This is a genomic window from Planctomycetota bacterium, from assembly GCA_035574235.1.
Classification (GTDB): domain Bacteria; phylum Planctomycetota; class MHYJ01; order MHYJ01; family JACPRB01; genus DATLZA01.
Genome location: DATLZA010000009.1, coordinates 1 through 23563, shown reverse-complemented (window position 1 = coordinate 23563; position 23563 = coordinate 1). Strand labels below are relative to the sequence as shown.

Annotated in this window: 18 protein-coding genes; 7 read left to right on the top strand and 11 right to left on the bottom strand. The window is 71.0% G+C overall.

What is annotated here, in order from left to right:
* Window positions 1-3: 3 nt before the first annotated feature.
* From VNO22_00600 to VNO22_00585, 4 genes are read right to left on the bottom strand one after another with little or no spacing between them, the layout of a single operon-like run.
* Window positions 4-1077, bottom strand: a complete 1074-nt coding sequence (locus VNO22_00600) for a class I SAM-dependent rRNA methyltransferase (protein ID HXG59847.1) — start codon at window positions 1075-1077, stop codon at window positions 4-6.
* A gap of 41 nt (window positions 1078-1118) precedes the next feature.
* A complete protein-coding gene (gene aroF, locus VNO22_00595; GenBank protein HXG59846.1) occupies window positions 1119-2993 on the bottom strand; it encodes a 3-deoxy-7-phosphoheptulonate synthase in 1875 nt (624 codons plus the stop codon).
* A 53-nt stretch (window positions 2994-3046) separates the two neighbouring features.
* Window positions 3047-4201, bottom strand: a complete 1155-nt coding sequence (locus tag VNO22_00590) for a hypothetical protein (GenBank protein ID HXG59845.1) — start codon at window positions 4199-4201, stop codon at window positions 3047-3049.
* Window positions 4202-4219: 18 nt separating this feature from the next.
* Window positions 4220-5389, bottom strand: a complete 1170-nt coding sequence (locus VNO22_00585; protein HXG59844.1) for an acyl-CoA dehydrogenase family protein — start codon at window positions 5387-5389, stop codon at window positions 4220-4222.
* A gap of 60 nt (window positions 5390-5449) precedes the next feature.
* Here VNO22_00585 and VNO22_00580 point away from each other — a divergent pair, with 60 nt between their 5' ends.
* Both VNO22_00580 and truD read left to right on the top strand, forming a co-directional pair.
* Window positions 5450-5806 (top strand): metallopeptidase family protein, encoded by a 357-nt coding sequence (locus VNO22_00580; GenBank protein ID HXG59843.1) that lies wholly within the window; start codon window positions 5450-5452, stop codon window positions 5804-5806.
* Window positions 5807-5822: 16 nt separating this feature from the next.
* Entirely contained in the window at window positions 5823-7016 is a 1194-nt protein-coding gene (truD, locus tag VNO22_00575) for a tRNA pseudouridine(13) synthase TruD (GenBank protein HXG59842.1), read from the top strand.
* Here the strand turns inward: truD and VNO22_00570 are convergent.
* Window positions 7013-8416, bottom strand: a complete 1404-nt coding sequence (locus tag VNO22_00570) for a hypothetical protein (GenBank protein HXG59841.1) — start codon at window positions 8414-8416, stop codon at window positions 7013-7015. The genes truD and VNO22_00570 overlap by 4 nt on opposite strands.
* Window positions 8417-8492: 76 nt before the next feature.
* Between VNO22_00570 and VNO22_00565 the strand changes: the two genes are divergently transcribed.
* The 5 genes from VNO22_00565 (at window position 8493) to VNO22_00545 (ending at window position 13709) form a co-directional block, all read left to right on the top strand.
* Window positions 8493-9812, top strand: a complete 1320-nt coding sequence (locus VNO22_00565) for an aspartate kinase (GenBank protein HXG59840.1) — start codon at window positions 8493-8495, stop codon at window positions 9810-9812.
* A 24-nt stretch (window positions 9813-9836) separates the two neighbouring features.
* Window positions 9837-10556: a hypothetical protein gene (locus VNO22_00560; protein ID HXG59839.1), complete on the top strand. Its 720-nt coding sequence runs from the start codon at window positions 9837-9839 to the stop codon at window positions 10554-10556.
* Between the two features lie 47 nt (window positions 10557-10603).
* A complete protein-coding gene (locus tag VNO22_00555) occupies window positions 10604-10807 on the top strand; it encodes a LapA family protein (GenBank protein ID HXG59838.1) in 204 nt (67 codons plus the stop codon).
* A gap of 87 nt (window positions 10808-10894) precedes the next feature.
* Entirely contained in the window at window positions 10895-12742 is a 1848-nt protein-coding gene (locus VNO22_00550; protein HXG59837.1) for a protein kinase, read from the top strand.
* Window positions 12743-12842: 100 nt separating this feature from the next.
* Window positions 12843-13709 carry a serine/threonine-protein kinase gene (locus VNO22_00545; GenBank protein HXG59836.1) on the top strand — a complete coding sequence of 289 codons (867 nt, stop codon included), beginning with the start codon at window positions 12843-12845 and terminating at the stop codon, window positions 13707-13709.
* A 10-nt stretch (window positions 13710-13719) separates the two neighbouring features.
* On the opposite strand, the gene VNO22_00540 is transcribed toward VNO22_00545, so the two are convergent.
* From VNO22_00540 to VNO22_00515, 6 genes are all read right to left on the bottom strand, one after another.
* Window positions 13720-15219 carry an AAA family ATPase gene (locus VNO22_00540; protein HXG59835.1) on the bottom strand — a complete coding sequence of 500 codons (1500 nt, stop codon included), beginning with the start codon at window positions 15217-15219 and terminating at the stop codon, window positions 13720-13722.
* Between the two features lie 66 nt (window positions 15220-15285).
* Window positions 15286-15981 carry a hypothetical protein gene (locus VNO22_00535; protein HXG59834.1) on the bottom strand — a complete coding sequence of 232 codons (696 nt, stop codon included), beginning with the start codon at window positions 15979-15981 and terminating at the stop codon, window positions 15286-15288.
* 56 nt (window positions 15982-16037) lie between these two features.
* Window positions 16038-19079 (bottom strand): hypothetical protein, encoded by a 3042-nt coding sequence (locus tag VNO22_00530; protein ID HXG59833.1) that lies wholly within the window; start codon window positions 19077-19079, stop codon window positions 16038-16040.
* Window positions 19080-19089: 10 nt separating this feature from the next.
* Complete coding sequence (locus VNO22_00525) at window positions 19090-21261, bottom strand: hypothetical protein (protein HXG59832.1); 2172 nt, start codon at window positions 21259-21261, stop codon at window positions 19090-19092.
* 3 nt (window positions 21262-21264) lie between these two features.
* Window positions 21265-22401, bottom strand: a complete 1137-nt coding sequence (locus VNO22_00520; GenBank protein HXG59831.1) for a FecR family protein — start codon at window positions 22399-22401, stop codon at window positions 21265-21267.
* Between the two features lie 33 nt (window positions 22402-22434).
* Window positions 22435-23391, bottom strand: a complete 957-nt coding sequence (locus tag VNO22_00515) for a metallophosphoesterase (protein HXG59830.1) — start codon at window positions 23389-23391, stop codon at window positions 22435-22437.
* Window positions 23392-23563: the final 172 nt, after the last annotated feature.

The window sequence follows — 23563 nt, the reverse complement described above, 5'->3', positions numbered from 1 at the left end:
GCGTCAGACCACGACGCTGAAGATCACCTTGAGGTAGCGCCCCTCGGGATAGAGACTCGAGACGGGGTGGTCCGGACCCGCCCCCGAGACGCGGAAGATCCGCAGCTCCCGCTCGGACGCTTCCTGCACGATCCGCAGGAACTCCTCCGCCCCGACGAGGCCCGTGCAGGAGGACGAAACCAGGATCCCCCCGGGCTTCACCACGCGCGCGGCCAGCCGGTTCATGTCGTGGTACGCCCGGAGCGCCTTGGGCAGCTCGGACCGCTCGGACGCCATCTTCGGGGGATCCAGCACCACCAGATCGAAACGGTCGCGGCACTGCCGCAGGTAGTTGAAGAGATCCTGATGCAGGAAGTCCACCTTCACGCGGTTCAGGCGGGCGTTCTGCCGCGCGGTCTCGAGCGCCTCCTCGTCGAGATCCACGCCCACGACGCGCCGGGCCCCGCCTCGGGCCGCCGCGACCGCGAATCCGCCCGTGTAGCAGCACAGATCGAGCACGTCCTTCCCCGCCGACAGATCCGCCACCGCCTTGCGGTTCTCCCGCTGGTCGCAGAAGAATCCCGTCTTGTGGCCCCGGCGGAAATCGACGCGATACTGGACGCCGTGCTCCCGCACGACCACCCCCTCCGGGGCGCGCTCGAACGGCAGGCGGAATCCCTCCAGCCGCTGCACGCGCTCGTCCGCCCGCACGTGGAGCTTCGGGAAGACGCGGCGCACCGCGTCGATCTGGCGCAGCATCCCCAGCGAGAAGATCTCCGCCGCGTAGACGTCCGCGTACCGGTCCACGACCAGCCCCGAAAGACCGTCCCCTTCCGCGTGGCAGACCCGGTAGGCGTCGGCGTCGATCCGGAGCGATTCCCGGAACGCGATCGCCCGGCGCAGCCGCGTCTCGATGAGGTTCTCCTCCCAGGGACCCAGCATCCGGACGGCGATTTCGCTCCGGGGATTGTAAAAGCCGCATCCGAGGAGCGTCCCGCCGCGGTCGTACACGTCCACGAGCGAGCCGGGCTCGACGGGCGCGTCCGGGCGGCGGACCATCTTGCGGTAGAAGAAAAGATGGCGGCGGGTGCCGGGCACGCGCAGGTGGACGGCCGGGCGGGTCTCGATGGCGGCCTCCCTTACGCGGCCGGATAGCAGCCCAGGACCTTGAGGAACGTCGTGTGCTCCTTGAGGTCCTTGACGGTGGCGGAGACCAGCTTTTCGTTCAGCGGCCCCCGGAAGTCCACGTAGAAGAGGTACTCCCAGGGCTTGCCCGCGATCGGCCGCGACTCCAGCTTCGTCAGATCCAGCCCCCGGCGGGTGAAGACCTCGAGCGTCCGGAAAAGCGCTCCGGGCTTGTTTTCCGTGGCGTAGACGAGGGAGACCTTGTCGCCGGACGGGGCCGGCTCCCGCGCGATCACGATGAAGCGCGTGTAGTTCTGGGGATCGCTTTCGATTCCCTCCTTGAGCACCTCCATGTCGAACCGGCGGGCCGCCTCGCTCGAGGCGATCGCCGCGGCGTCCAGGAGCTTCTCCTCCTTGATCATCTTGACGCTGCCGGCCGTGTCGTAGACCTGCAGGATCGACCAGGACGGATGCTGGCGGAGGAACCGTTCGCACTGCGCGGCCGCCTGCGGATGCGCGTAGATGCGCCGGATCTGGTCCAGGCGCGTCCCCCGGTTGGCGATCAGGCTGTGGACGACCCGGAGCTTGGTCTCGCCCACGATCTGCACGTCGAACTCGACGAGAAGGTCGAAATTCTGGTGGATCGAGCCGCCCAGGGTGTTCTCGACGGGCAGGACGCCGTAGGGGCATTCCCCGGAAACCACCTTCTCGAACACCTCGCGGAACGAAGGGGTCGGCGACGTCCGGACTCCGTCGCCGAAGATCTGCCGGGCGGCCTTCTCGCTGAAGGCGCCGTGCTCGCCCTGGAAGGCCACGGCGTCCCCGCCCGAGGCCCCCGCCCGCCGCGCGGGCTTCGGGGGACGCTTGGTCGAAAGGTCCAGCCGCCGTCCCACGACGGGCGCGATCGCCTCGAGCTCCCGCAGCAGCCGCTCCACCATCTCGAGGGTCAGGCTCTGAGGGCCGTCGGAGAGCGCCCGGTCCGGATCCGGATGGCACTCGATCATGACGCCGTCGGCGCCGGCGGCCACCGCGGCCAGCGCCATGGGCTCGACATAGGTCCGCACTCCGGTGCCGTGGCTGGGGTCCACGACCACCGGCAGGTGGGTGCGCTCGTGAAGCACCGGCACCGCGTTGAGGTCGATGGTGTTCCTCGTGGCGGTCTCGAACGTCCGGATGCCGCGCTCGCAGAGGATGACGTCCCGGTTCTTCCCGCTCGAAAGGATGTACTCGGCGGCCTGAAGCCATTCCTCGATCGTGGCGGACAGCCCGCGCTTGAGGAGCACGGGCTTGCGGACCTCGGCGCACTCCTTGAGCAGATCGAAGTTCTGCATGTTCCGCGCGCCGATCTGCAGGATGTCCGCGTACCGCGCCACGAGGTCCACCTTGTCCGGGGCCATGACCTCGGTGACGATCCGCATCCCCGTGCGCTCCCGGGCCTCCGCCAGAATCTTGAGGCCCTCTTCCCCGAGACCCTGGAACGAGTAGGGGGACGTCCGCGGCTTGAAGGCCCCTCCGCGTAGGACCGTCACCCCGAGCGCCGCCAGCCGGTCGGCCGTCTCCAGAAGCATCTTGCGGTTCTCGACCGAGCACGGCCCGGCCATCACCACGATCTGCTCCCCGCCGATCGACACGTCGCCGACGCGGACTACGGTGTCGTCGGGCTTCACCTCGCGGCTGGCGAGCTTGTAGGGTTTGCCGACCCGCAGGACCTGGGACACGCCCGGGAGCAGCTCGAACTGGCGCTCGTCCAGTTTGGAGGCTCCGATCACGGCGACGACCGAACGCTCCTTCCCCTCGACGAGGACGGGACTCGCCCCGGCCTTTCGGACGGCCTCCTCGATGGCCTGAAGCTCTCCCTCGGCGATGCCGGGCCGCAGGACGATGATCATGGTGGGAGATTAGAGCCGGACGGAGGGAAAAGTTCAACCTTCGAAAAGCGCGCTCACCGCAGCCCCGCCAGTTTCTGGATGTCCCGCAGCGCCTCGTCGTGGGCGGCCAGGGCCTTGCGGGCGGCCTCGGACGAAGGGTCCCGCCCCACCGCCTCGAGAAGCTCCCGGAAGCGCAGGCCCAGGTCGTTGACGAACCGGTAGGCGCTCTTGCGGTTCTTGAGGAACGGCGGCAGGCGCAGGAGCGCTTCCAGGCACGCCCGGCGCGCCCGAGGCCGGGGATCGGGACCCGCTCCGCCCGACTTCACCCATTCCCGCAGCGGCCGGAACGCCTCCTCATACGCCGCCAGGATCGGCCCTACCCGGGAGGCATCCAGGGGCATCGGCACGCCGATCACCTCGATGGCTTCCTCGAAGTACCCGTGAAAGTCTTCCATCTTCCGGCGGACGAAATCCTCGCTGCCCTTGCCCTCCGCCAGAAGGTCCCCCGCCGCCACGAGAATCCACCGCAGAAGCTCGCACATCCCCCCCACGCGCATCCGGGCCTGGCGCTCCATCCACACGGCCCAGAGGTTGTACCGCTCGCGGTTGCGCTCGGCGATTTCCTCCACCCGCGCGTACCACGAATCCTTCCAGGCCTTCCAGGCCGGCGCGTCGTACGCGGCGCGATGGCGCTCGAACTGCTTCTTCAGCTCCGCGAAAAGCCCCTCGATCGTCTCCAGATCCCGCATCACCTCCTGGACCCGGTCGCGCATCTGGCGGGCGAACTCCTCGTCCGTCCCGTACCGGAGATCCGCCGCCGCCGACCAGTCGTCCGCCCCGTACTTGCGGACGACCTCGTCGGACTGGTCGCGCGGCCGATAGTGGAGCCGCGCCCGGTAGCGGATCGCCCAGGGCCGGCGGGAAAAACGGTAGACCTCCTCGCGGAATTTCCCGTCCCGGCGTTCGACGACCTTCCAGGCGGGCCGGCTCTCGTCGTCCTCCCAGACGAGGGGCTCCTCGTCCTCCCCTCCGGCATCGAGCTTTTCGACCGCGTAGACCCGGGCGCGAAGAACGACCTCGGCGGGGATGTTCGTGGAGCCTTCGACGACGAAAAGGTAGTGCCCGTCGCGCTCCTCGACGGCGAGCCGGAAGTCCGCCTTCCAGGAGGCGGTCGGAGGCGGCGGCCCCTGGAGCGCCGCGGCGGCCAGGACGGCAAGACGCGCGATCATCGCACCTCCGAGGCGACCCTAATAATACGCCGCCAGCCCCGTGATGTGCTCCCCCACGATCAGCGTGTGGATGTCGTGGGTCCCCTCGTACGTGTAGACGGTCTCGAGGTTGCACATGTGGCGCATCGCGGAGTATTCGTTCAGGATGCCGTTGGCCCCCAGGATGTCCCGGGCCATGCGGGCGATCTCGAGCGCGTGGTGGACGTTGTTGCGCTTGGCCAGCGAGACCTGCACGAAGGTGGCCCGGCCCCGCTCCTTGAGGCGCCCGAGCTGCACGCACAGAAGCTGCGCCTTCGTGATCTCGGTCAGCATCTCCACGAGCTTGCGCTGGACGAGCTGGTAGCCGGCGATGGGGCGCGTGAACTGGACGCGCTGGCGGGCGTAGTCGAGCGCCTCCTCGTAGCAGCCCATGGCGGCCCCCACGGCGCCCCAGGCGATCCCGTAGCGCGCCTGGTTGAGGCACGAGAGGGCGCTTTTGAGGCCCTGGGTGTTCGGCAGGCGGTTCTCCTCCGGCACTTCGCAGTCCCGCAGAAGAATCTCTCCGGTGTCGCTGGCCCGGAGCGACAGCTTCCCCCGGATCTCCTGCGTCGAGAAACCCCGGGCGCCCCGCTCGACGAGAAACCCCTGGATCGTTCCGTCCTCCGCCCGCGCCCAGACGACCGCCAGGTCCGCGAGATTCGCGTTCGTGATCCACATCTTGGTGCCGTTGAGGATCCACCGGTCCCCTTTGCGGACGGCGCGGGTCTGCAGGCCGGCGGGATTCGATCCGAAATCCGGCTCCGTCAGGCCGAAGCAGCCGATGAGGTCCGCGCGCTGCAGCCGGGGCAGGTATCTCTCCTTCTGAGCGTCGCTCCCGAAGGCGTGGATGGGGTACATCACCAGGCCGCTCTGGACGGACGCGAAGCTCCGCACGCCCGAATCGCCCCGCTCCAGCTCCTGCAGCGCCAGGCCGTACGCCACCGGGCCCATGCCGGCGCATCCGTATCCCTGAAGCGTGGCCCCCAGGAGGCCGAGCTGGGCGATCTTCGGAATCAGGCCGCGGGGGAATTCGCCCTTCTCCCAGGCGTCCCGCATCACGGGAAGGACCTCCGCGTCCACGAACTCGCGGACGGTCTGGCGGACCAGGCGCTCCTCCTCGGTCAGAAGGGCGTCCGCCTCGTAAAAGTCCACCCCGCGGAACTTTTTCATCGCTGACAGGGACCGGCGACGACGGTATCATAGCGCCGAAGGGTTTGCAACGGAACGGTCATGACGCGCCGGGAGTTCGAGAAAGTCGTGGAGGAGGCGGTGGCGTCCCTGCCCGAGATGTTCCGCCGCAAGATCGAAAACGTCGAGTTCCGGGTGGCCGAATCCCCCAACCGCCGCCAGGCCCGCGAGTACCCGGGGGGCCTCTACGGGCTCTACGAAGGCATCCCCTACGGGGAGCGCGGAACGAACTACCAGCTGGCGCTTCCCGACCGAATCACGCTCTTCAAGCGGGCGATCGAGCGGGACTGCAGGACGCGCGAGGAGATGATCCGCTGCATCCAGGAGACCGTCCTGCACGAGATCGGGCACTACTTCGGCATGGACGACGAGCAGCTCGACGCCCACGGCATCGGGTGAGGCGCCCGCGGGCCCCGTGAAGATCCGGCAGCGTCCCGAGGATTTCGTCGTCGTGGAGCTCGACCGCTACGAGCGCTCCGCGTCGGGCCCTTTCGCGCTCTACCGGCTGGTCAAGTGGAACATCGGGACGATCGAAGCGCTGCGGAACGTGGCCCGGAACTGGAAGCTCTCGCGCGCGCAGATCTCCTTCGGAGGGCTCAAGGACCGCCACGCCCGCACCGAGCAAACGATTTCCATCCGCGGCGGCCCGGAGCGCCATTTCGAAGGCTCCGCGTTCCGCCTGGAGTATCTCGGGCGCTCCCGGGACCCGATCACCCGGGCGAGCTTCACGGCCAACCGGTTCGAGATCACGGTGCGGGACCTGGAGGAGATTCCGGATCTCGGGCCGGTGCGCCGCTGGGGCTTTCCGAACTATTTCGACGACCAGCGCTTCGGATCCCTCCGCGGCACGGGGGGCGAATTCATCGGCCGCGCGCTCGTGCGGGGCGAGTACGAGAAGGCGCTGCGGCTCGCCCTGGCGTCCCCCTCGCCCGAAGACCGCCGCGCCCCGCGGGAGCGCAAGGCGCTGCTTCGGGACCGGTGGGGGGACTGGGCGGCGCTCCGGCGGGAGCTTCCGCGCGGGCCGGAACGCTCGATCGCGGCGTATCTGGCCGATCATCCGGGCGCCTTCGGATTCGCCTTCGAGCTTCTGGATCCCGACCTGCGGATCCTCTACGTGTCGGCCTACCAGAGCTACCTGTGGAACCGCACGCTGGCGGAAATCCTCCGGAAGCTCCCGGACACGTTCGAGGTCCCCTACGCGGCCGGGCGCCATGTCTTCTACCGCTCGCTCGGACCCGGGGAGCACGACCGCCTGGCGGAACTCGAGATTCCGCTCCTGACGCCGGCCGAGCGCTTCGAGGGGGAGGCGGCCGAGGCCCTGGCGCGGGTTCTCGCGGAGGAAGGGGTGGAGCCGCGTCAGTTCCGCCTGAAGAAGATGCGCCGGACGTTCTTCGGCAAGGGCCGGCGCGCGGCGCTGGCGGCCCCGGGGGCCCTCGAAGCGCGCGAGGGGCCGGACGAGCTCAATCCGGGGCGGCGGAAGCTGACGCTCTCGTTCGAACTGCCCAAGGGAAGCTACGCGACCGTCCTCCTCAAGCGGCTCTTCCACGAGCCGCGACCCGAACGCGCGCCGGAGGAATCGGGCGGACGTCCTCGGCGCGGGCCGTCCTAGCGCTCTTCGGGCTCGACGGGGCGCACCTCGCTGCGCCAGAGCGCCGCAAGGAGCTTCGCCGGATCGTCGGGAAGACGGCCGCGGCAGAAGGCGACGGTGCGTCCCTGACTCTGGATCCAGAAGCCGTCCGTGCCGCTCGCCAGCCGCACCCCTTCCCCGGGCTCCGGGCGCACGGGCCCCCCGCGCGCCCATCGCTCCCGGTAGAGCCGCTCCAGGCGCCGGACGAAAAGCGCCGCCGCCTCGTCCGTCGAGAAATCGAAGACGCCCGCCAGGAACGCGTCCTGGCCCCTCCTCCAGACCTCCACCCGGTCCCCCTGCCAGGCGAGCGCCGCCGCATCGGCTTCCGCGCGCTCCTGCTCGAAAAGGACGTGGAGCGTCAGCGCTCCGAGCGTTCCCTCGTACACCTTCGACCAGCGCGCCTCGGGCGGCGTCGAGGGGCCTTCCCCCACCGCTTCGGGAAGCGCGGAGAGCTTGAGAAGGCTCATCCCGCGAGGCCGGCGGAGCGCCTCGTCCGGAAAAAGGAAGTCCCGGGTCGAAAGAAGCGCCGGGTCCTTCCGGAAGAGAGCGCGGAATCCCGCGGCTCCCGCGCGTTCGTGGATCCGGTAAGCGGCGTAGAGACCCCGCAGGTAGGGATCGGCGAGCCTGCGGACGAGAATCGGCGGCGTCGTGCGGATCTGCGCGGCGGCGGCCTTGAGGTCCGGGATCGCCGGCCCCAGGCGCGCGGCCTGAAGTTCGATGTGGCGCACGACGTCCGGCGTCGTGCAGTTCCGGCCCATGCCGAAGGCGAGTTCCCGCGCGGCCGCCGGGGTCTCCGCGAACGTCTGGCCCATCGACTCCAGCATGAAGATCTGCGTCCAGAAGGTGGCCTCGCCCTCGACGAGGAAGCGCCAGGCGGTGGCGGCGTCGTCGTGGCCTCCTTCGGCGAGCGCTTTCTGGAGGCGCCCCAGGTCGTGCTCCTGATCCTGGAGGGCGTGGACCAGCTCGTGGAAGAGGATCCCGTCGAGCACGGCCTCGGGAAGGCCGGCCGCCGGCAGGTGGAGGCGCTTGGTCTCCGCGTCGTAGTAGGCGCCGGCCTGGGTCCGAAGAAGCGCCACCAGGCCGCCGCCGAGGTCGAACCGATCGTGAACGAGTCCGAGGAGCCTCCAGCAGGAGCGCAGGGCTTCGCGCCGCGCCTCCGGGAACTCGCGCTCCAGCCGTTCCCGCAGGAACTTCTCGAAGGCGTCGCGGTCCTGCCGGACCGCCGCCACGCGCGCGCGCCGGCGGATCCCGAGCATTTCCTCCGCGCGGGCCGCCAGCCGGTCCGTCCGCTCCTGGAGCGCCGCGTCGTCCTGGGCCCGGAGCGTTCCCGCGGCCGCGAGGATCGCCGCCGCCACCGTCCCGAGGCGTCTCCGAAAAGGCATGCGCCCTCCCTCCCCAGTATATCCCGCCGGGCGCGTCCTTGAATTCCCCCCCGGCCGAGGTAGAATGTCGGCTCTTATGATCGTCATGAAATTCGGCGGCAGCTCCGTGGCCAATGCGGAACGGATCCGCAACGTCCTCGAGATCGTGCGGGGACGCCTTTCCCGCAAGCCGCTTGTCGTCGCCAGCGCCTTCCGCGGCGTCACGGACGACCTGTTCAAGCTGGGCGAGGAGGCGGTCAAAGGCCACGACGTCTCGATCCAGGCGCTCCGCGACCGGCACCAGCAGGTCATCCGGGAGCTCGGGGTCGAGGAAGGGCTCCTCCAGCCGCTCTACGACGAGCTGGCCGTGCTCCTCAAGGGGATCTCCCTCGTCCGGGAGCTCACGCCCCGGACGCTCGATTACGTGGTTTCCTTCGGGGAGCGCCTTTCCACCCGGATCATCGCCGCCTATTTCAACCGGGCGGGGATTCCCGCCGAGCAGCACGACGCCTTCGACATCGGGCTTCTGACGACCGACGACTTCGGCGCCGCGCAGCCCCTCCCCGAGGCCGATGCGGAGATCCGCCGCCACGTCTCCCGGATGACGAAGCTTCCCGTCGTGACCGGATACATCGGCAAGACCCGCGCCGGCGACATCACCACGCTCGGGCGCAACGGCTCGGATTTTTCGGCCACGATCCTGGGGGCGGCCCTCGACGCCGAGGAGATCGAAATCTGGAGCGACGTGGACGGCATCATGACGGCCGACCCGCGCCTGGTCCCCTCCGCCCGGCCGATCGACACGCTCACCTTCGACGAAGCCGGAGAGCTGGCCTACTACGGCGGCAAGGTCCTGCACCCGGCCACGATCACGCCCGCGGTCCGCAAGAAGATCCCCGTCCGGTGCCTGAATACGTTCAAGCCGGACCATCCGGGCACGGCGATCGTGGCCGAACCGCGCGGCCCCGCCCGGGGGGTGAAGTCCATCGCCCACAACCTGCACAACCTCATCCTGACGGTCACGACCCCGCGGATGCTCCACGGGCACGGTTTCCTGGCGCGCATCTTCGACGTCTTCGCGCGGCACCGGATCAGCGTGGACATGGTTTCGACGAGCGAGGTGTCCGTCTCGGTGACGCTCGACACGAACCGGAACCTGGATCTGGCCGTGGACGAGCTGCGCCGGTTCGCGGAAGTGACGGTCGAGCGGGACAAGGCGATCGTCTGCGTGGTGGGCGAGGGGCTGCGCTCGATCCCCGGGATCGCGGGGGACATCTTCCAGGCGCTCAAGGAGGCGCAGGTGAACGTGCTCATGATCTCCCAGGGCGCCTCCAAGATCAACGTCGCCTTCGTCGTGGAGGACGCCGACTGCGCGCGCGCGGTCCAGGCGCTCCACCGCAAGTTTTTCGGGGCGTAGGCCGTCCTCTTCTCAGGAGGACCGATGAGGAAGCTGGCGATCGCGGCGGCGGCGGCGGCGCTCGGGGCGTGCGGCCCCGTGGACACCTGGTCCAACCGCGTCGAGGAGCCGCCGGCCGTGGCGGACAATCCCGAGATCGTCTCCCGCGACCTGATCCTGTCGCTCGTCGTGGACGCGCCCTTCTCGGAGCGCTGGGTCCGCCGGCCTCCGGATTTCCGTCTGACCGACGCGGCGCGCCGCAAGGAGTACTGGCTTTACGCCTACGAGGCCGGGGACGTGCGCGACGAGTTCGTGCTGGTGCTCGACCACGAGGAGCCGCCCGCCTCCCGGCGGCTCCGCCTGGCGACCCCGGCGGAGGACGCCCGGGCGTGGGAGCTCTTCCGGGCCGAGTGGGCCGCGCGGCGGGACGAGGAGCGCCTGCGCTACTTCAACGAACGGCACGCGATCGAAGAGGCCCGCCGCGCCACCGCCCTCGAATCGGCGATCGTCTTCAAGGAAGCGGAGAAGCGCGACCTGGAGGAGCAGGCGCTGGCGCTGGCCGGCGACCTCAAGTCGCGGCGCGAGACCGGGACCTTCGCCGCGGGGGACGAGAAGTTTTCCCTTCCGGACGCCGCGGCGGTCGAGCGGCGCCTGGCGGCGGTGGAGCGGCGCCTGGCCGAGGTGTCGGCCGAGCTTTTCCTCCTTCGGTACCGGCGGGCGCTGCGGGACGGGACGCTCGGGGCGGCGGGAGCGCCGTCGAAATAGCGTCGGACTTGTCCGGAGCCGGCCGCCTTCCGTAGACTGGAATCCGCATGTCCAAGCTCCGAACCGTCGTGGGATGGGGGCTCCTGGTCCTGCTCGGGATCTTCATGGTCCTGAACTGGAGCGCCGTCACGGTGCACATCCTGATCGGCACGGTGAGCATGCCCGTGGGGATGGTGATTCTCCTTTCAGCGGTCCTCGGAGCGGTCTCGGCCTCGACGCTCAAGCGCTTCCGCAAACCCCCGGCGCGCTGACGCCGGGATCCGAATCGCGGCGCCCGCTTGCCTCCCGTCGATTATATGTTATAATTTATAACGCTCGAACTGGAGAGAGGGGACGCCATGCCGCCCGAGGCGCCGACGCCCCGGCGCGCGGCCGCTTCCGGCGCGACCGTCCGACCCGTCACGCGGACGTCGGCCGGGACGCCGGACCGGCTCGCCGGAAAGACGATCGGCCCCTGCCGCCTCCTCAAGCGCCTGGGGCGCGGAGGCATGGGGGACGTGTATCTGGCGGTCCACGCCGAGCTCGGCCGGACCGTGGCCGTCAAGATCATGCCCCCCGACCTCACCCGCAACGAGGAACTCGTGGGACGCTTCCGCCGGGAAGCCGAATCCGCCGCCCGACTCGAACACCCCAACCTCGTGGAAATCTACGACGTGGGCGAGGACGACGGCTACCACTACCTCGTCATGGCCTACGTCGAAGGCGAGAACCTCCAGGACCTCGTGGACCGGAAGGGGCGCCTCGAGCCGCGCGAGGCGGCCCGCATCGCCTTCGAAGTCGCCCGCGGCCTGCAGGCCGTCCACGCCGAAGGCATCGTCCACCGCGACATCAAACCCGGCAACATCCTCATCTCCTCGAAAGGCGAAGTGAAGATCGTGGACTTCGGCCTGGCCTTCGACGCGGAAGACAAGACCACGCTCACCGTGGCCGGGGCGATCATGGGCACCCCGTGGTACCTCTCCCCCGAGCAGGCGGAAGGCCGCCGCGCCGACCCGCGCAGCGATCTCTACTCCCTGGGCGTGTGCCTCTACTTCATGGTCACCGGCCAGCGCCCCTTCGTGGCCGAAAGCCACATGGCCGTCCTCTTCAAGCAGATCCACGAGAAGCCCCGCGATCCGAGGCTCCTGGCGCCGGGGCTCCCCGATGCGCTCGCCGAGATCATCCTTCGCGCGCTCGAAAAAAAGCCCGAGCGCCGCCCCGCCACCGCCGCCCAGATGGCCCGCGAGCTCGAAGCCTTCCTCAAGGGCGCTCCGCTCCCCCGCCCCCGCCCCGCGGCGCTCCTGCGTCCGGCCGCCGCTTCGCCGCGCCCCGGCCTCGCCGCCCGATGCTTCTCCGCCCTCCTCGGACGTCCCGCCGCCGCCTGGACCGCCGCCGCCCTGGCCGCCGGAGCGGCCGTGCTGGCCTTTTTCCTCACCGGCCCCGCCGATCCTCCTGCTCCCCCCGCCCGCGGCGACCTCGTCACCCGCGCCGCCCTGGCCGAGGCCAAGGGCGACCTGACCGGCGCGCTCGCCCTCTACCGCGAGGCCGCCCGGCGCGATCCCGCACCCCCCGAAGCCGCCGAGGGCCTCCGCCGCGTGCACTCCAAACTCCAGATCCGCCCCGCTTCCGACGGACCGGTCCGCGCCGCCGCGGCCCCTTCGGGCCCCAATCTCCTGACCGAAGAAGACCGCCGCCGCATCGCCGAGCGCGACTACGCCCCCGTCCTGCGGCGCCTCCTCGAACGTCACCCCTCCGCCCCGCCCGTCGAGCGCGCGGAGCTCTCCCGCCTGGGGCTGAAGCTCTCGGCGGCCCTGCGCGTGGTCGCCCGCTTCCGCGCCGCCGCGGACGCCGATCCCCGCCCGCGCCTCCGGCTTCGAGACGGCCGCCCCGCCTCCTCGGGGGCGTCCCCCACGGCCGCCCTCCATGCCGATTCCATCGCCGAGTACGCGCGCCGCGCGCCCGACGTCACCGAGCTCGATCTGGTCCTCTTCCGCCTGGTCGACGGCGACGCCCGCGGGGCCCTCGAGGAGGCCCTGCGCCGCGGCGCCCCCGGCCCCGAAATCCGTCCCTGGCTGGGGGAACTCGTCGAGGCGGCTCTCGCCCAGGGCGCCCCGGCCGAGCTCCTCGAACGCCTGGCCGCCGTCCGCGAAGGGCTCGACCCGGCGCTCGTGGCCCGGATCGACGCCGCCCGCGCCTCCCGCCGCTAGACCCTTTCCCGCGCCCGCGCCCGATTCGCCCTTGCGGCCGCCGCGCCCGATGCTATAATGGGCCGCCCTCGCGGGACCCGAGAGGGAGGGGTCGTTCTCCATGGAACCGACGTCCGCGCCGCTGGTCGGCCAGACCTTCGGCAAGTGCCAGCTCCTGCGCTTCCTGGGCAAGGGGGGGATGGGGAGCGTCTATCTCGCGGAGCACCTCTTCCTCCGCCGCCGCGTCGCCATCAAGATCCTCTCCCGCGACCTTTCCGCCGACCCCGAAGAGACCGCCCGCTTCGAGCGCGAAGCGGTGGCCGCCGCCCGCCTGGACCACGAAAACATCGTGCGCATCTACGACGTGGACGAGGAACAGGGCCGTCCCTTCATCGTGATGGAGTACGTCGAAGGCGAGGACCTGGAGGAGGCGATCCGGCGCCGCGGCGCGTTCCCCGTGCGCCGCGCCGCCGAAATCGTCCGCGAGGTCGCCCGCGCCCTCCAGCACGCCCATGCGGCGGGCGTCGTCCACCGCGACATTAAGCCCGCCAACATCCTCCTCCGCAAGGACGGACGGGTGAAGATCACCGACTTCGGCCTGGCGCGCGCCGCCGGCGAACGCGAGCTGGGCGAGGACGGAACGGTGCTCGGAACCCCGTACTACGTCTCCCCCGAACAGGCTCAGGGACTGCCCGCGGACGGGCGCTCCGACCTCTACTCGCTCGGCGTCACCTTCTACCAGATGCTCACGGGCCGCCGCCCGTTCGAGGGCCGCTCCCCCGAATCCGTGGTGCGCAAGCACCTGGACGCCCGGCGTCCCTCGGCGCGGGCGCGCCGGCCGGGCCTGGCCCGCTCCCTCGAGGCGGTCCTGCAGCGCCTCCTGGCCGTCCGCCCGGAGGACCGCTATCCGGACGCCCGCGCCCTGCGCAAGGATCTCGAGCTCTTCCTCGACCGCAAGCCCTTCCTCCGCCTGCGCTCCGAGCCGTAGGCGGCCCGCCTCAGTGCGCGCTCCGGGTCCGCCCCCGGGCCCACTCCCGCAGCCAGGCGATCTTTTCGGCCATCGTCCGGGAGAGCGGCCGCGTCCGGGAAACCTCCTCGAGCAGCGCCTCCGTCGAAAGCGCCGTCCCCGCCGCAAAGGCGGCGTACAGCGCCGAAACCACCGCCTGCTCAACCTCGGACCCCGAGAACCCCTCCGTGGCCCCCGAGAGCCGGGGGAGATCGAAGCGGGCGGGATCCTGCCCGCGCTTGCGCAGGTGGATCGCGAAAAGCGCCTTCCGGACCTCCGCGTCCGGAAGGTCCACGAAGAAGATCTCGTCGAACCGGCCCTTGCGGAGGAATTCGGGAGGAAGCCGCGTCACGTCGTTGGCGGTGGCCACGACGAAGACCTCCGCCGTGCGGTCCTGAAGCCACGAGAGAAACGTCCCGAAGACGCGCATCGAGACGCCCCCGTCCTCGGCCCCGCCCGAATAGGAGAACGCCTTCTCGATCTCGTCGATCCAGAGCACGACGGGGGCCACCTTCTCCGCCGTGGCGATCGCCCGCCGGAGGTTTTTCTCGCTCTCCCCCAGATACTTGTTGTAGAGGGTCGAAGGATCGAGCTTCAGAAGCGGAAGGCCCCATTCCGACGCCACCGCCTTCGCGCAGAGGCTCTTGCCGCAGCCCGGGACCCCGAGGAGCAGGATCCCCTTCGGAAACGTCAGGCCGAATTCCGCGGCCCGCTTCGGATCCGCAAGGATCGCCCGGCGCTCCGCCAGCCACGTCTTCAGCCCCGCCAGGTCGGCCACGTCCGCCATCTTCTCCTCGGCGGGAAAATACTCCAGCACCCCCTCGCGCTCGACGATCGACTTCTTGGCCTGGATCACCTTGCGGATGTCGTCCGCCGTCAGCCGGCCGTCCTCGATGATCGCCTTCGTCAGGATCTTCTCGGCCTCCAGAAGCGTCAGACCCTTCAAATTGTAAAGCAGGCGGGACAGGTCCTCCGGCGACAGCTCCGCCCGCGCGCCCGTCTTCCGGGAAAGATCCTCCAGGATCCTCCGCAAAAGATCCCGATAATCCTCCACCGTGGGGGGCGGAAGCTTGACGACGGCGGCCATCGGCTTGACGGAGTCCGGCAGCTCGATCCCGCGGCCGACCAGGACGATCGCCCCCAGCTTCTGCGACAGGCGCCGCGCCGCGTCCGCCAGCTTCTCGGCGACGGTCTTGTCCTCGAGGTCCCGCCGCAGGCCGCGGAAAAAGTAGATCGCCGAAAGGCCCGACGCTTCCACGTGGCCCAGCGCGCCGGACGGATCGGCCGTGCCGTAGGCGGCGTTCTCCGAGCCGTCGCGGCCGAGCCCCTTGGTCCGGGTCCACGTGAAGAAAGGAATCCCGAGCGCCGCGGCCAGGTACCGCAGGAGGGTTTCGGCCCGGTCCTCCTCTTCCGTGTCGCAGAGGAGGACGGCGTAGCGGGAACGGACGAGAAGCTCCGCTTCTCTCAACACGTCCCGGGGAGGAGCGACCATGAGAAACCCGGGACTAGGATATCACGTCCGGAGCCCGGAACGCGCTCCGGCGCCTTCCGCCCCGCGTCACTCCTTCTGCTCCGCAAGCTTCTTCATGTACTCCTTGAGGACCTGCTGGAACTCGGGCGGAAACTCGTCCAGGTCGCGCTTCCCCGAAAGGATCGCCTCCCGGACGCGCGGCGGAAGGTCTCCCCACCGGCCCGTCCGGTCCGCGGTCGAACGGAACTTGTTGATCGGCTCGCCCGTGCGGTTCGGGTCGTACGGCTCCCGCGCCGGATCTCCGGGCTCCCGCGGGCGGTTGGGCTGAGGCGTCGGCTGCGGCTGAGGCCCCGACTGGGGCTGATGCTGCTTGCAGGCGCCGTTCGCGCAGGGCTTGGCCTTCCGGATGATCTCCGCCAGGCGCTCGAGCGCCCCCTGCTGGGACCCTTCCGACTTCTGCATGAGCCGCTCGATCTTCTGGATCGCCTTCTTCTGGGCGTCCCCGGCTCCCGCGGGCGGCTCCTCCTTGAGAAGCTCCTTCAGGCGCGCCAGAAGCGCCTCCTCCGTCTCGAGCGCCTTCCCCTGCGCCGATCCGTTCAGAAGCTCCTCCGCCAGCTGCATGAGCTGGTGGGTTTCCCGGAGCATCTCCATCGCCCTCTCGGGCGTGAGTTCCTCGTCCTCCGCCGGCGCCTTCCGGGGGGCCGGCGGCCCCTCCTGCGCGTAGGCCGGACCCGCCAGCGCCGCCCCCAGCGCCGCCCCCCAGATCGTCCACGCTTTCCTCATGCGCGCCTCCTCGTTCCGTAAGGATTATACCTCTTTTCCGGGACGGGCCGACTCCCTCACTCGTCTCCCCGCCGGGGATTCTTCGGAGGTTCCCCTTCCTGCCGGCGCTTCTCGTCCTCGAACTTCTCGATGAACTTCTTCATGATCTCGCTCAGCTTCCCCTGCTCGTCGGACAGCCGCGTGAGCGTCTGCTTCTCCAGGGGCGTCAGATCCTCGCGGTCCGGCCGCACCTGGCGGCGCACGTCGCGCGTCTTGCGCAGCAGCTCCTCCTGAATCCGCCGCATCATGTTGAGCTGCACCAGATCCGGAACGAGCGGATGGCGTCCCCCGCCGCCGCCTCCGCCCCCGCCTCCCCCGCCCGGCGGCCGGTTGCGCGCCTGCTGGCGCTTGAGATCGAACGCCTCCAGGAGATCCTTGATCTTCCGCGCCGCGTCCGCCTGCAGATCCTGCGTGCGCGGCCCCGTCTCCGCCTCCTTCAGCGCCGCCGCCGCGTCGTTCATGTCCCCCGCCACGCTGTCGAGCACGTAGGTGAAGACGTCCACGTTCTCCTGGACGAGCTTCTTGCGGATCTCGAGGACGCGGCGCGCCAGCTCCTCCTGCGAGGTCCCCAGGCGCTTGGCCCGGATCACCTCCTCGCGGTTGAGCGCGGATTTCGTGCGGCGCACCTCGTCGAGCTCCCGCGTAGCCTTCGTGATCGCGCCCTCCTGGACCTCGAGGACCTTCCGGAGCTCGGTCTGAAGCTCCACGTACCGCTCTTCCTCCGCCAGGCGCTTGAGTTCCTCGGCGGCCCGCTCGAGGTCCCGCTCCGCCTGCTCGAGATCCTTGATGGCCTGGTCCTCGTCCTCGAGCGCCTCGTCCGGCTGACCCTGTCCGAGGTTCCTCTGGGCGCGCTGCATGTTCTGCTGGGCGCCGCGGGCCGACCGCTGGGCCAGCTCCTGCTGCATCTGCTCGAACTGCTTTTCGAGCTCCGCGGTGAGGTTCCGGATCCGCTCCTGGCGGCGGGCCAGCTCCTCGGCCTTGCGTTTCTCCTCCTCCGTGAGCGGCCGCTTGGCCAGCCCCTCGAGCTTCCGGCGGGCCTCCTCCAGGCGGCGGAGCGCCTCCCCCTGGCGGCGCGCCGCGGGCGGGGCCGCCTCCGGGTCGTTGCGCCCCAGCTCGCCGGCGGCCCCCTTCATCTCCTCCTGCGCCCCGCGCGACTCGCGGGCCGCCCCGCCCAGCGCCTCGGCCTTCGGCGCGTCCTTCTCCTCCCGGGCCTTGCGCTCCAGCCAGCGGGTCACCTTCTCCTCCAGCTCCTTTTCGAGCCGGGCCTGCTCCTCGGCGAGCCTGGCCAGATCCGGCGTCGGGCGCCCCTCCATGCCGCGCCGGGCCTTCTCGAGCGCCTCGCGCGCCCGCCGGAGCCCCTCGCGCGCCTGCTCCTGGGACTGCTGGGCCTGCGCGGTCCGGCCCTGCCGCATTTCGCCGGACGCCTGCCGCATGCCCTGCTCGCCCCCGCGGGTCTCCCCCGCCGCGTCCAGAAGCGCCTTCTGCGCCTCCGCGTCCTGGCGGCGCGCCTCCGGGGAACGGGCGGCTTCTCCCAGCCGATCCGCCAGCTCCGCGGCCCGGCGCGCCAGATCCTCCTGCCGCCGCGCGGACTCCTCGAAGCGCGGCCGCTCCGCCCGCGCCAGGGCGTTCTCGAGCTTCTCGAGCTCCTGCCGGGCCTCCCGCAGCCGCTCCAGCGCCCGCTCCTGCTCGCGCGCCGCGTCGTCCGGCCGGGACCGCCCCATCCGCTCGGCCGCCTGGCGGGCGTGCTCCGCCCCCTGCGCCGTGCGCTGCCCGGCCTGCTCCAGCGACCGCCCGGCCGCGGGACTCTCGGCGGCCTTGCCGGCCTCGTTCATCGCCCCGGCGAGCTCCGCGGCCTCGCGCCCCACCCGCTCCTGCTCCCCCCGGAGCCGCTCCTCCTCGGCCGGACGCGCCTGCGCGTCCTTCTCCCGCAGCGCGCGCAGCGCCTCCCGCGCCCGCTCGAGGTCCTTCACCGCCCGTTCCTGGTCCCCCGCCGCCAGATCCGGCACGCCCTCGTCCAGGCCCGCCCGCGCCGCGTCCTGCGCGTCGTTGGCCTCGACGAGCGGCTTGAGAATCGACGGACGCTCCTCCTCGGAAAGCGCCTTGGCGTGGAAAAGCTCGTTGCCGAGCGTCCAGGTGCGGTCGTTGAGGTCCTTCTGCTCCTTGGACAGGCCCCGCGCGGCCTCCTTGTCCCCGGCCGCCGCCGCCTTCCCGGCCCGTTCCCGGAGCCGCTTCTGCTCCTCCAGGATGCGGTCCAGCTCCGCCGCGGCCTTCTCCAGAAGCGCCTGCCGGTCCCGGCGCTCCGAAAGCGCCCGCCGCAGCCCTTCCTCGCGCGCGATGAGGTCGTCCAGCCGGCGGGCCAGCCGCCCCACGTCCCGAAGCTCCCGGGACTTGGACGCCTCGAAGGCCTCCTCCTCCCGCTTCTGCTCCGCCTCCAGGCGCGCCAGCTCCCGCGCCAGCTCCTCCGACTTCTTGAGAAGCTCCACGGGCTTTCCGGATTCGGTGCGCTCCCGGAGCTCCCGCTGACGGCCTTCCAGCTCGGCGAGCGCTCCGAGGACCTCTTCGAACTCGCGTTCCCGCTCGCGCCCCAGCGCCGCCGTGTCCCGGCGCAGCTCCTCCTCCTGCCGCCGCGCGTCCCGCAGGCGCGCCAGCGCCTCCTCCAGCTCCTTCTTTTTCTTCTCGATCTCGGCCGGATCGGTCCGGTCCTCCAGAAGCGCGATCAGCGCCTCGAGCGCCCGCGTCACGTCCTCGCCCGCCTGAAGGGCCTTCTCCACGCGGTTGGCCTCCAGGTGCTCGATCACCGCGCGGATCTGGACGCCCACGCGGTCCTGCCGGAGCCTGCGCAGGCCCTGCTCCAGCCGGGCGGCGTAGTGCTCCTGGCCCTTCTTGCGCAGCTGCTCGGTCAGCTCCCCCATCTTGGCTTCGAGCTTCTCGAGCTCGGCCTCGATGCGGGCCTGGTCGCGCAGGACGGCCTGCTTCTTCTCCTCGGGCTTCTCCTGCGCCCCGGCCCCCGCCGGCAGCGCCGCCAGGAGTCCCGCCGCGATCCATCCGCCCAAGCGCATAACGCCTCCCCTACTTTCCGGTCCCGATCCTCTTGATCTCCCGGTTCGCGCGGTCCTGCGACTCCTTGAGCTCCCGCGCGATGCGGATGACTTCCTGGTAGCTCGACCAGTTCTCCAGAAAATCGATCGCCCGCTGGATGCCGGAGGCCACGCGGCTCTGAAGGTCCATCGCCTCGCGAAGGGCCTCCCCCCGCTCGCGGCCCGAACGGTGCTTGGACGCCTGGTCCAGCCGCGCCGTCACGATCCGCGAAAGGCCGCCCCGGGACGGATCGGCCAGGTCTCCCACGAGCGCATCCAGCTCCTCCGCGGCCGACTGGAGCTTCCGGGCCGCGGTCTCGTCGTAGATCTTGTTGTAGACGCCGCGCCGAAGGATGTACCGGATCTCCCGGCGGGCGCCGTCGAGCCGGGAGGTGACGTCGTTCTGTTCGAGGGCGGCCTGGCGGATTTCCCCCTGGGCTTCCGGAGTCAGCGCGTCCGACCGCCCGTGGGTCGACAGAAGCCGCCCCGTCCGGTTCCAGGCGGTTTCCTGGCGGACCTTCTGGGTCTTCAGGAGCGCCTTGATCTTCTCGATCGCGTCCTGCAGCTCCTTTTCGAGCGTGGCCATGGAGACCACCGAGAGGCGGTACACGCGCGACGGCCGCGCGTTGGGCGGCGCGGGCTCGCGGGTGTCCTCCGCCTGGAACTGGATCTCCACGTGGTCGCCGGCCTGAAGCTTGAGCCGAGCCACGTCGAGCACCGCCTGGCTGCGGATCTGCGGCTCCCCGTAGTCGCGGGAATTCTGCTCCCGCGTGAAGGCGACCGCCGACTCCTCGCGCGCGCGGCCCTGGGCCACCACCACGGTCCTCAGGACGATCCGGGCCACGCCGTAATCGTCCCGCACGTCGATCTCGAGCGGCCGCTCGCACACTTCGGTGACGAACTCGTCCCCGAGCGGCTCGCGGACGACGATCTCGGGCGGCCGGTCCTCGATCCCGCGGATCGTGTAGCGGATGGGATCGCGGTTGGACAGGCCGTTGCGGGCCTCCAGATGCAGCGCGTACTCGCCGGAAGGCTCCGAGACGGCGAACGCGCCGGAAAACGCGCGCGGGCGGCCCGCCGCGTCGGCCTTCACGGGAAGCTCGGTGACCGTCTCCTTCCCCTTGGATCCGACCGACAGCCGCGCCGAGCGGAGATCCTCGTTGGCCTCCGCCTCGAAGCGCACGCGCGTTCCGATCGGGGCCACGATGTTCCCCGACGTTTCGGGACGGTCGGCCGGCGTGTCGGGCTTGCGCGTGTAGGGGGGATGCTCGAAGTAGAGCCGCAGGGCGTCGATCGAGGGGGGCGTGACGGTCTCGACGACGTGGGGGTCGGTCACGTCGTCGCCGCCCTCGACGACGAACTCGAAGGGTCCGGTGACGCGGGTGAAGAGGAACTGGAAGCGGTCGCCGGCCAGGGGGATCATGCGCTCCTGGCCGGTTTCGCCCGTGCGGAAGCGGTAGCGGAGCGTGACTTTCTTGGGCCGCGCGCCGGTGTAGGCCACGGCGACCGGCAGGTCCTCGCCGCGGGGCCAGACGCGCCGGCGGTCCTGGAAGTCGAGGACCTGAAGGTGCGTGCGCCGGGGCCACTTGACGTCGAGGCCCGCCATGCGGCGCGCGTAGATCGCGGCGAGGTCCTGGGGGTTCCAGACGGCCAGGCCCGTGAGGGCGGCCGCGACGACGGCGGCGGCCCCCGCGGCCCGGAGCACGTACCGCCGTACGAGGACCCGTCCGAAATCGATCCCACGCGAGGCCTCCTCCGCCTCGGCCACCAGAGCCTGGACGAGCTCGGGCGAGACGCGGCGCCCTTCGGGGTCGAGCGGCTCGCGGGCGAGCTGGACGGCCGAGAGGAGGCGGTCGTTGAGTTCGGGATACTCCCGTTCCACGAAGAGCGCCAGATCGTCGTCGCTGATGCGGACGAGGAGAGGATAGAGGACGCGGCGGACCAGAAGGACGGCCGCGAGGCCCACGCCCGCGATCGAGAGCGCCAGGCGGACGGGCGCGGGCAAGTGGAACGTCCAGTCCGCCGCGAACGTCACCGCGACGAAGGCGCCCAGGGCCAGCGCCAGGCGCGAGAGGCCGTCGAGGGCGAAGAGGCGCCGCATCGAGCGCCGGAGGCGCGCGAGACGGCCGGTCACCGGGGCCAGACGTTCCGCCAGGGGGCTCAAGGGTCAGCGAACCTCCACGAGGATTTCATTGGATGCGACCAGGCCCACCCAGAACCCTTCCGGAGCCTGGGCGCCGCTGGAGAAGAAGGCGCGCACGCGGGCGGTCCCCTTTTCGCGGAAGAGCGCGGGGTCCACGGCGCATTCGATCACGCATCGGTGGGATACGTCCAGGCGCACGCCTCCGTTGGGTCCGGGAGCGGCTTCCCGGAGCGAAAGGCGGCCGGGCTCGAGGGGAACGAGCGCCCCGTCGATCCGCAGCGAGACGAACTGCGACGGATCGGAGAGCGGCGCGAGCCGCAGAGGCGCCAGGGCGTCCGTTTCCAGAATGAGCCGCCAGCGCAGGGGCGCGCCGGGGGTGACGACCGCGGCTTCGCCGGGATCGAGCGTCAGTCGCACGCCGGGCCGTTCGCGCTCCAGGAGCCAGCGGAGGTGGTCTTCGGCGCTCACTTCCACGAGGCGCGGGCCCACCACGCCCTGGCGGGGTCCGAGTTCGCCCTTCCAGGCGGGCGTTTCCACTTCCACGCGCCCTTCGAGGACGTAGACGGTGGAGGGCGCGCGGACGCCGAAGCGGGTGCCGTGGACGCGGGCGCGGGCCTCGGGGGCGCGGACCTCGAAGCCGCGTCCGGAGGGGAGGATTTCGGCGAAGACCTCGCCCTGTTCCAGGACCGCGCGCCGCGCGTCCAGGAACCGAAGGGCCGTGCCGGGGCCGGCCTTGAGGGTGCCCACGTCGGGGACCTTGACCGTGGCGATGTCCTGGACGGAGAGGACTTCGTTCCAGGCGAGGGCGCGGCTGGTTTCGACGACGACGGGGCGCGCCTCGGCGGGCGCGCGGACGAAGAGGAGCGCGAAGGAGAAGGCGGCGACGAGGAGGCTGGCGGCCGCGGCCGTGCGGATCCAGAAGGCGAGGGCTCCGGAGGCGGCGCGGGGGGCGAGGCCGCGGCGGACGCCTTCCCAGACGCGGGGCGCGGGGGCCTCCTCGGGAAGCCGGCGCAGGAGCCCGAGGACCGCTTCGATCCCGCGCGTCTCGGCGGCGCAGGCGGGGCAGGCGTTCCCATGCCCGCGGACCTCGCGGGCGAGGTCGGCCGCCGCGCGGCCCGTGAGGACCGCGTGAAGCTCGTCCTGGAAGCGCGCGCACTCCATCCGATCTCTTGAACCGGCCGGGGTCCGGAAGGTTCACGCGATTCGCGCGCGCCGGCCGCGGCGCCAGAAGCCCCAGCCGAGGCCGGTGAGGCACGCGGCAAGCATCGTGGCCCCCCAGGCGAGCGCCGGCCGCCGGCGGTAGGTCTCGCCCACGTGGCCGAGCGCGAGATGCTCGAAGTTCTCGAGCAGGCCGTGTTCGGGGGGCAGCTCGAGCGTCCGGTCGGCGATGCGGTCGCCGTCCACCTCGAGGATCGTGGCGTAGACCTTCTGGCGAAGCTGCCAGGATTCGTAGTCGCCGCCGACCCCGTTGGCGATGAGGACGGCGTTGCCGATCCGGCGTCGGACGTAGTCGTGCACGTGGCCGGAGAGGACGTAGCGGACGCGGGGGGTGCGCCGGAGCCACTCGAGGAAGGGCTCGTATCCGGGAAGGACGTTTCCCGGCGCGTCGAAGGGAGGGATGTGGAACGCGAGGACGACGGCGTCGTGGGGCGGGAGGGCGCCGAGCGCGCGTTCGATGCGGGCCGGATCGGGGGGCGCGCCGAGGGCGTTGTCGAAGAGGGCGAAGGCGACGCGGCCGGCGACGAAGGCGCGTTCGGGCGGTCCGAGGCGTCGTTCGAAGCGTTCGTAGCCGCCCTTGACGTCGTGGTTGCCCGGCACGGCCAGGAAGGGCACGCCCGGGTTTCCGCGCCGCAGGGCCAGGGCGGCCAGGCGGTAGTGGCCGTCGTCGTTGTCGGAGACGAGGTCGCCGGTATGCAGGACGAACCGGACGTTTTCCTTCCGGATTTCGCGCAGGAGGTTGGCGAGGTTGCGGAGGCCCTTCTGCGAGTCGCCCAGGACGGCGACGCGGTAGCGCGGCTCCGTCACGGAGGGGATTTCGCCGGCGCCGGGGATGGGGGGGTCGTCGAGGGCCAGGTGAAGGAGGCCGCAGAGGGCGGCCGCGGTCAGGGCGAGGGCGCCGAGGGCGGCGGCGGCCGGCGCGAGGGCCCGCATGGCGGCGCTCCTTCGGGAAAGGGACGTCCGTGCAGTATAGCAATCCGGCGCGCGCCTAATCACGGGGCGGATGCTCGGACGAACGGGGCGCTCTACCCGGCCATGGTGCAGCGGGTCGACGTGCGTTCGATGCCTCCGCCGGCTCCCACGGGGTTCTCGGCCTGGCCCCACG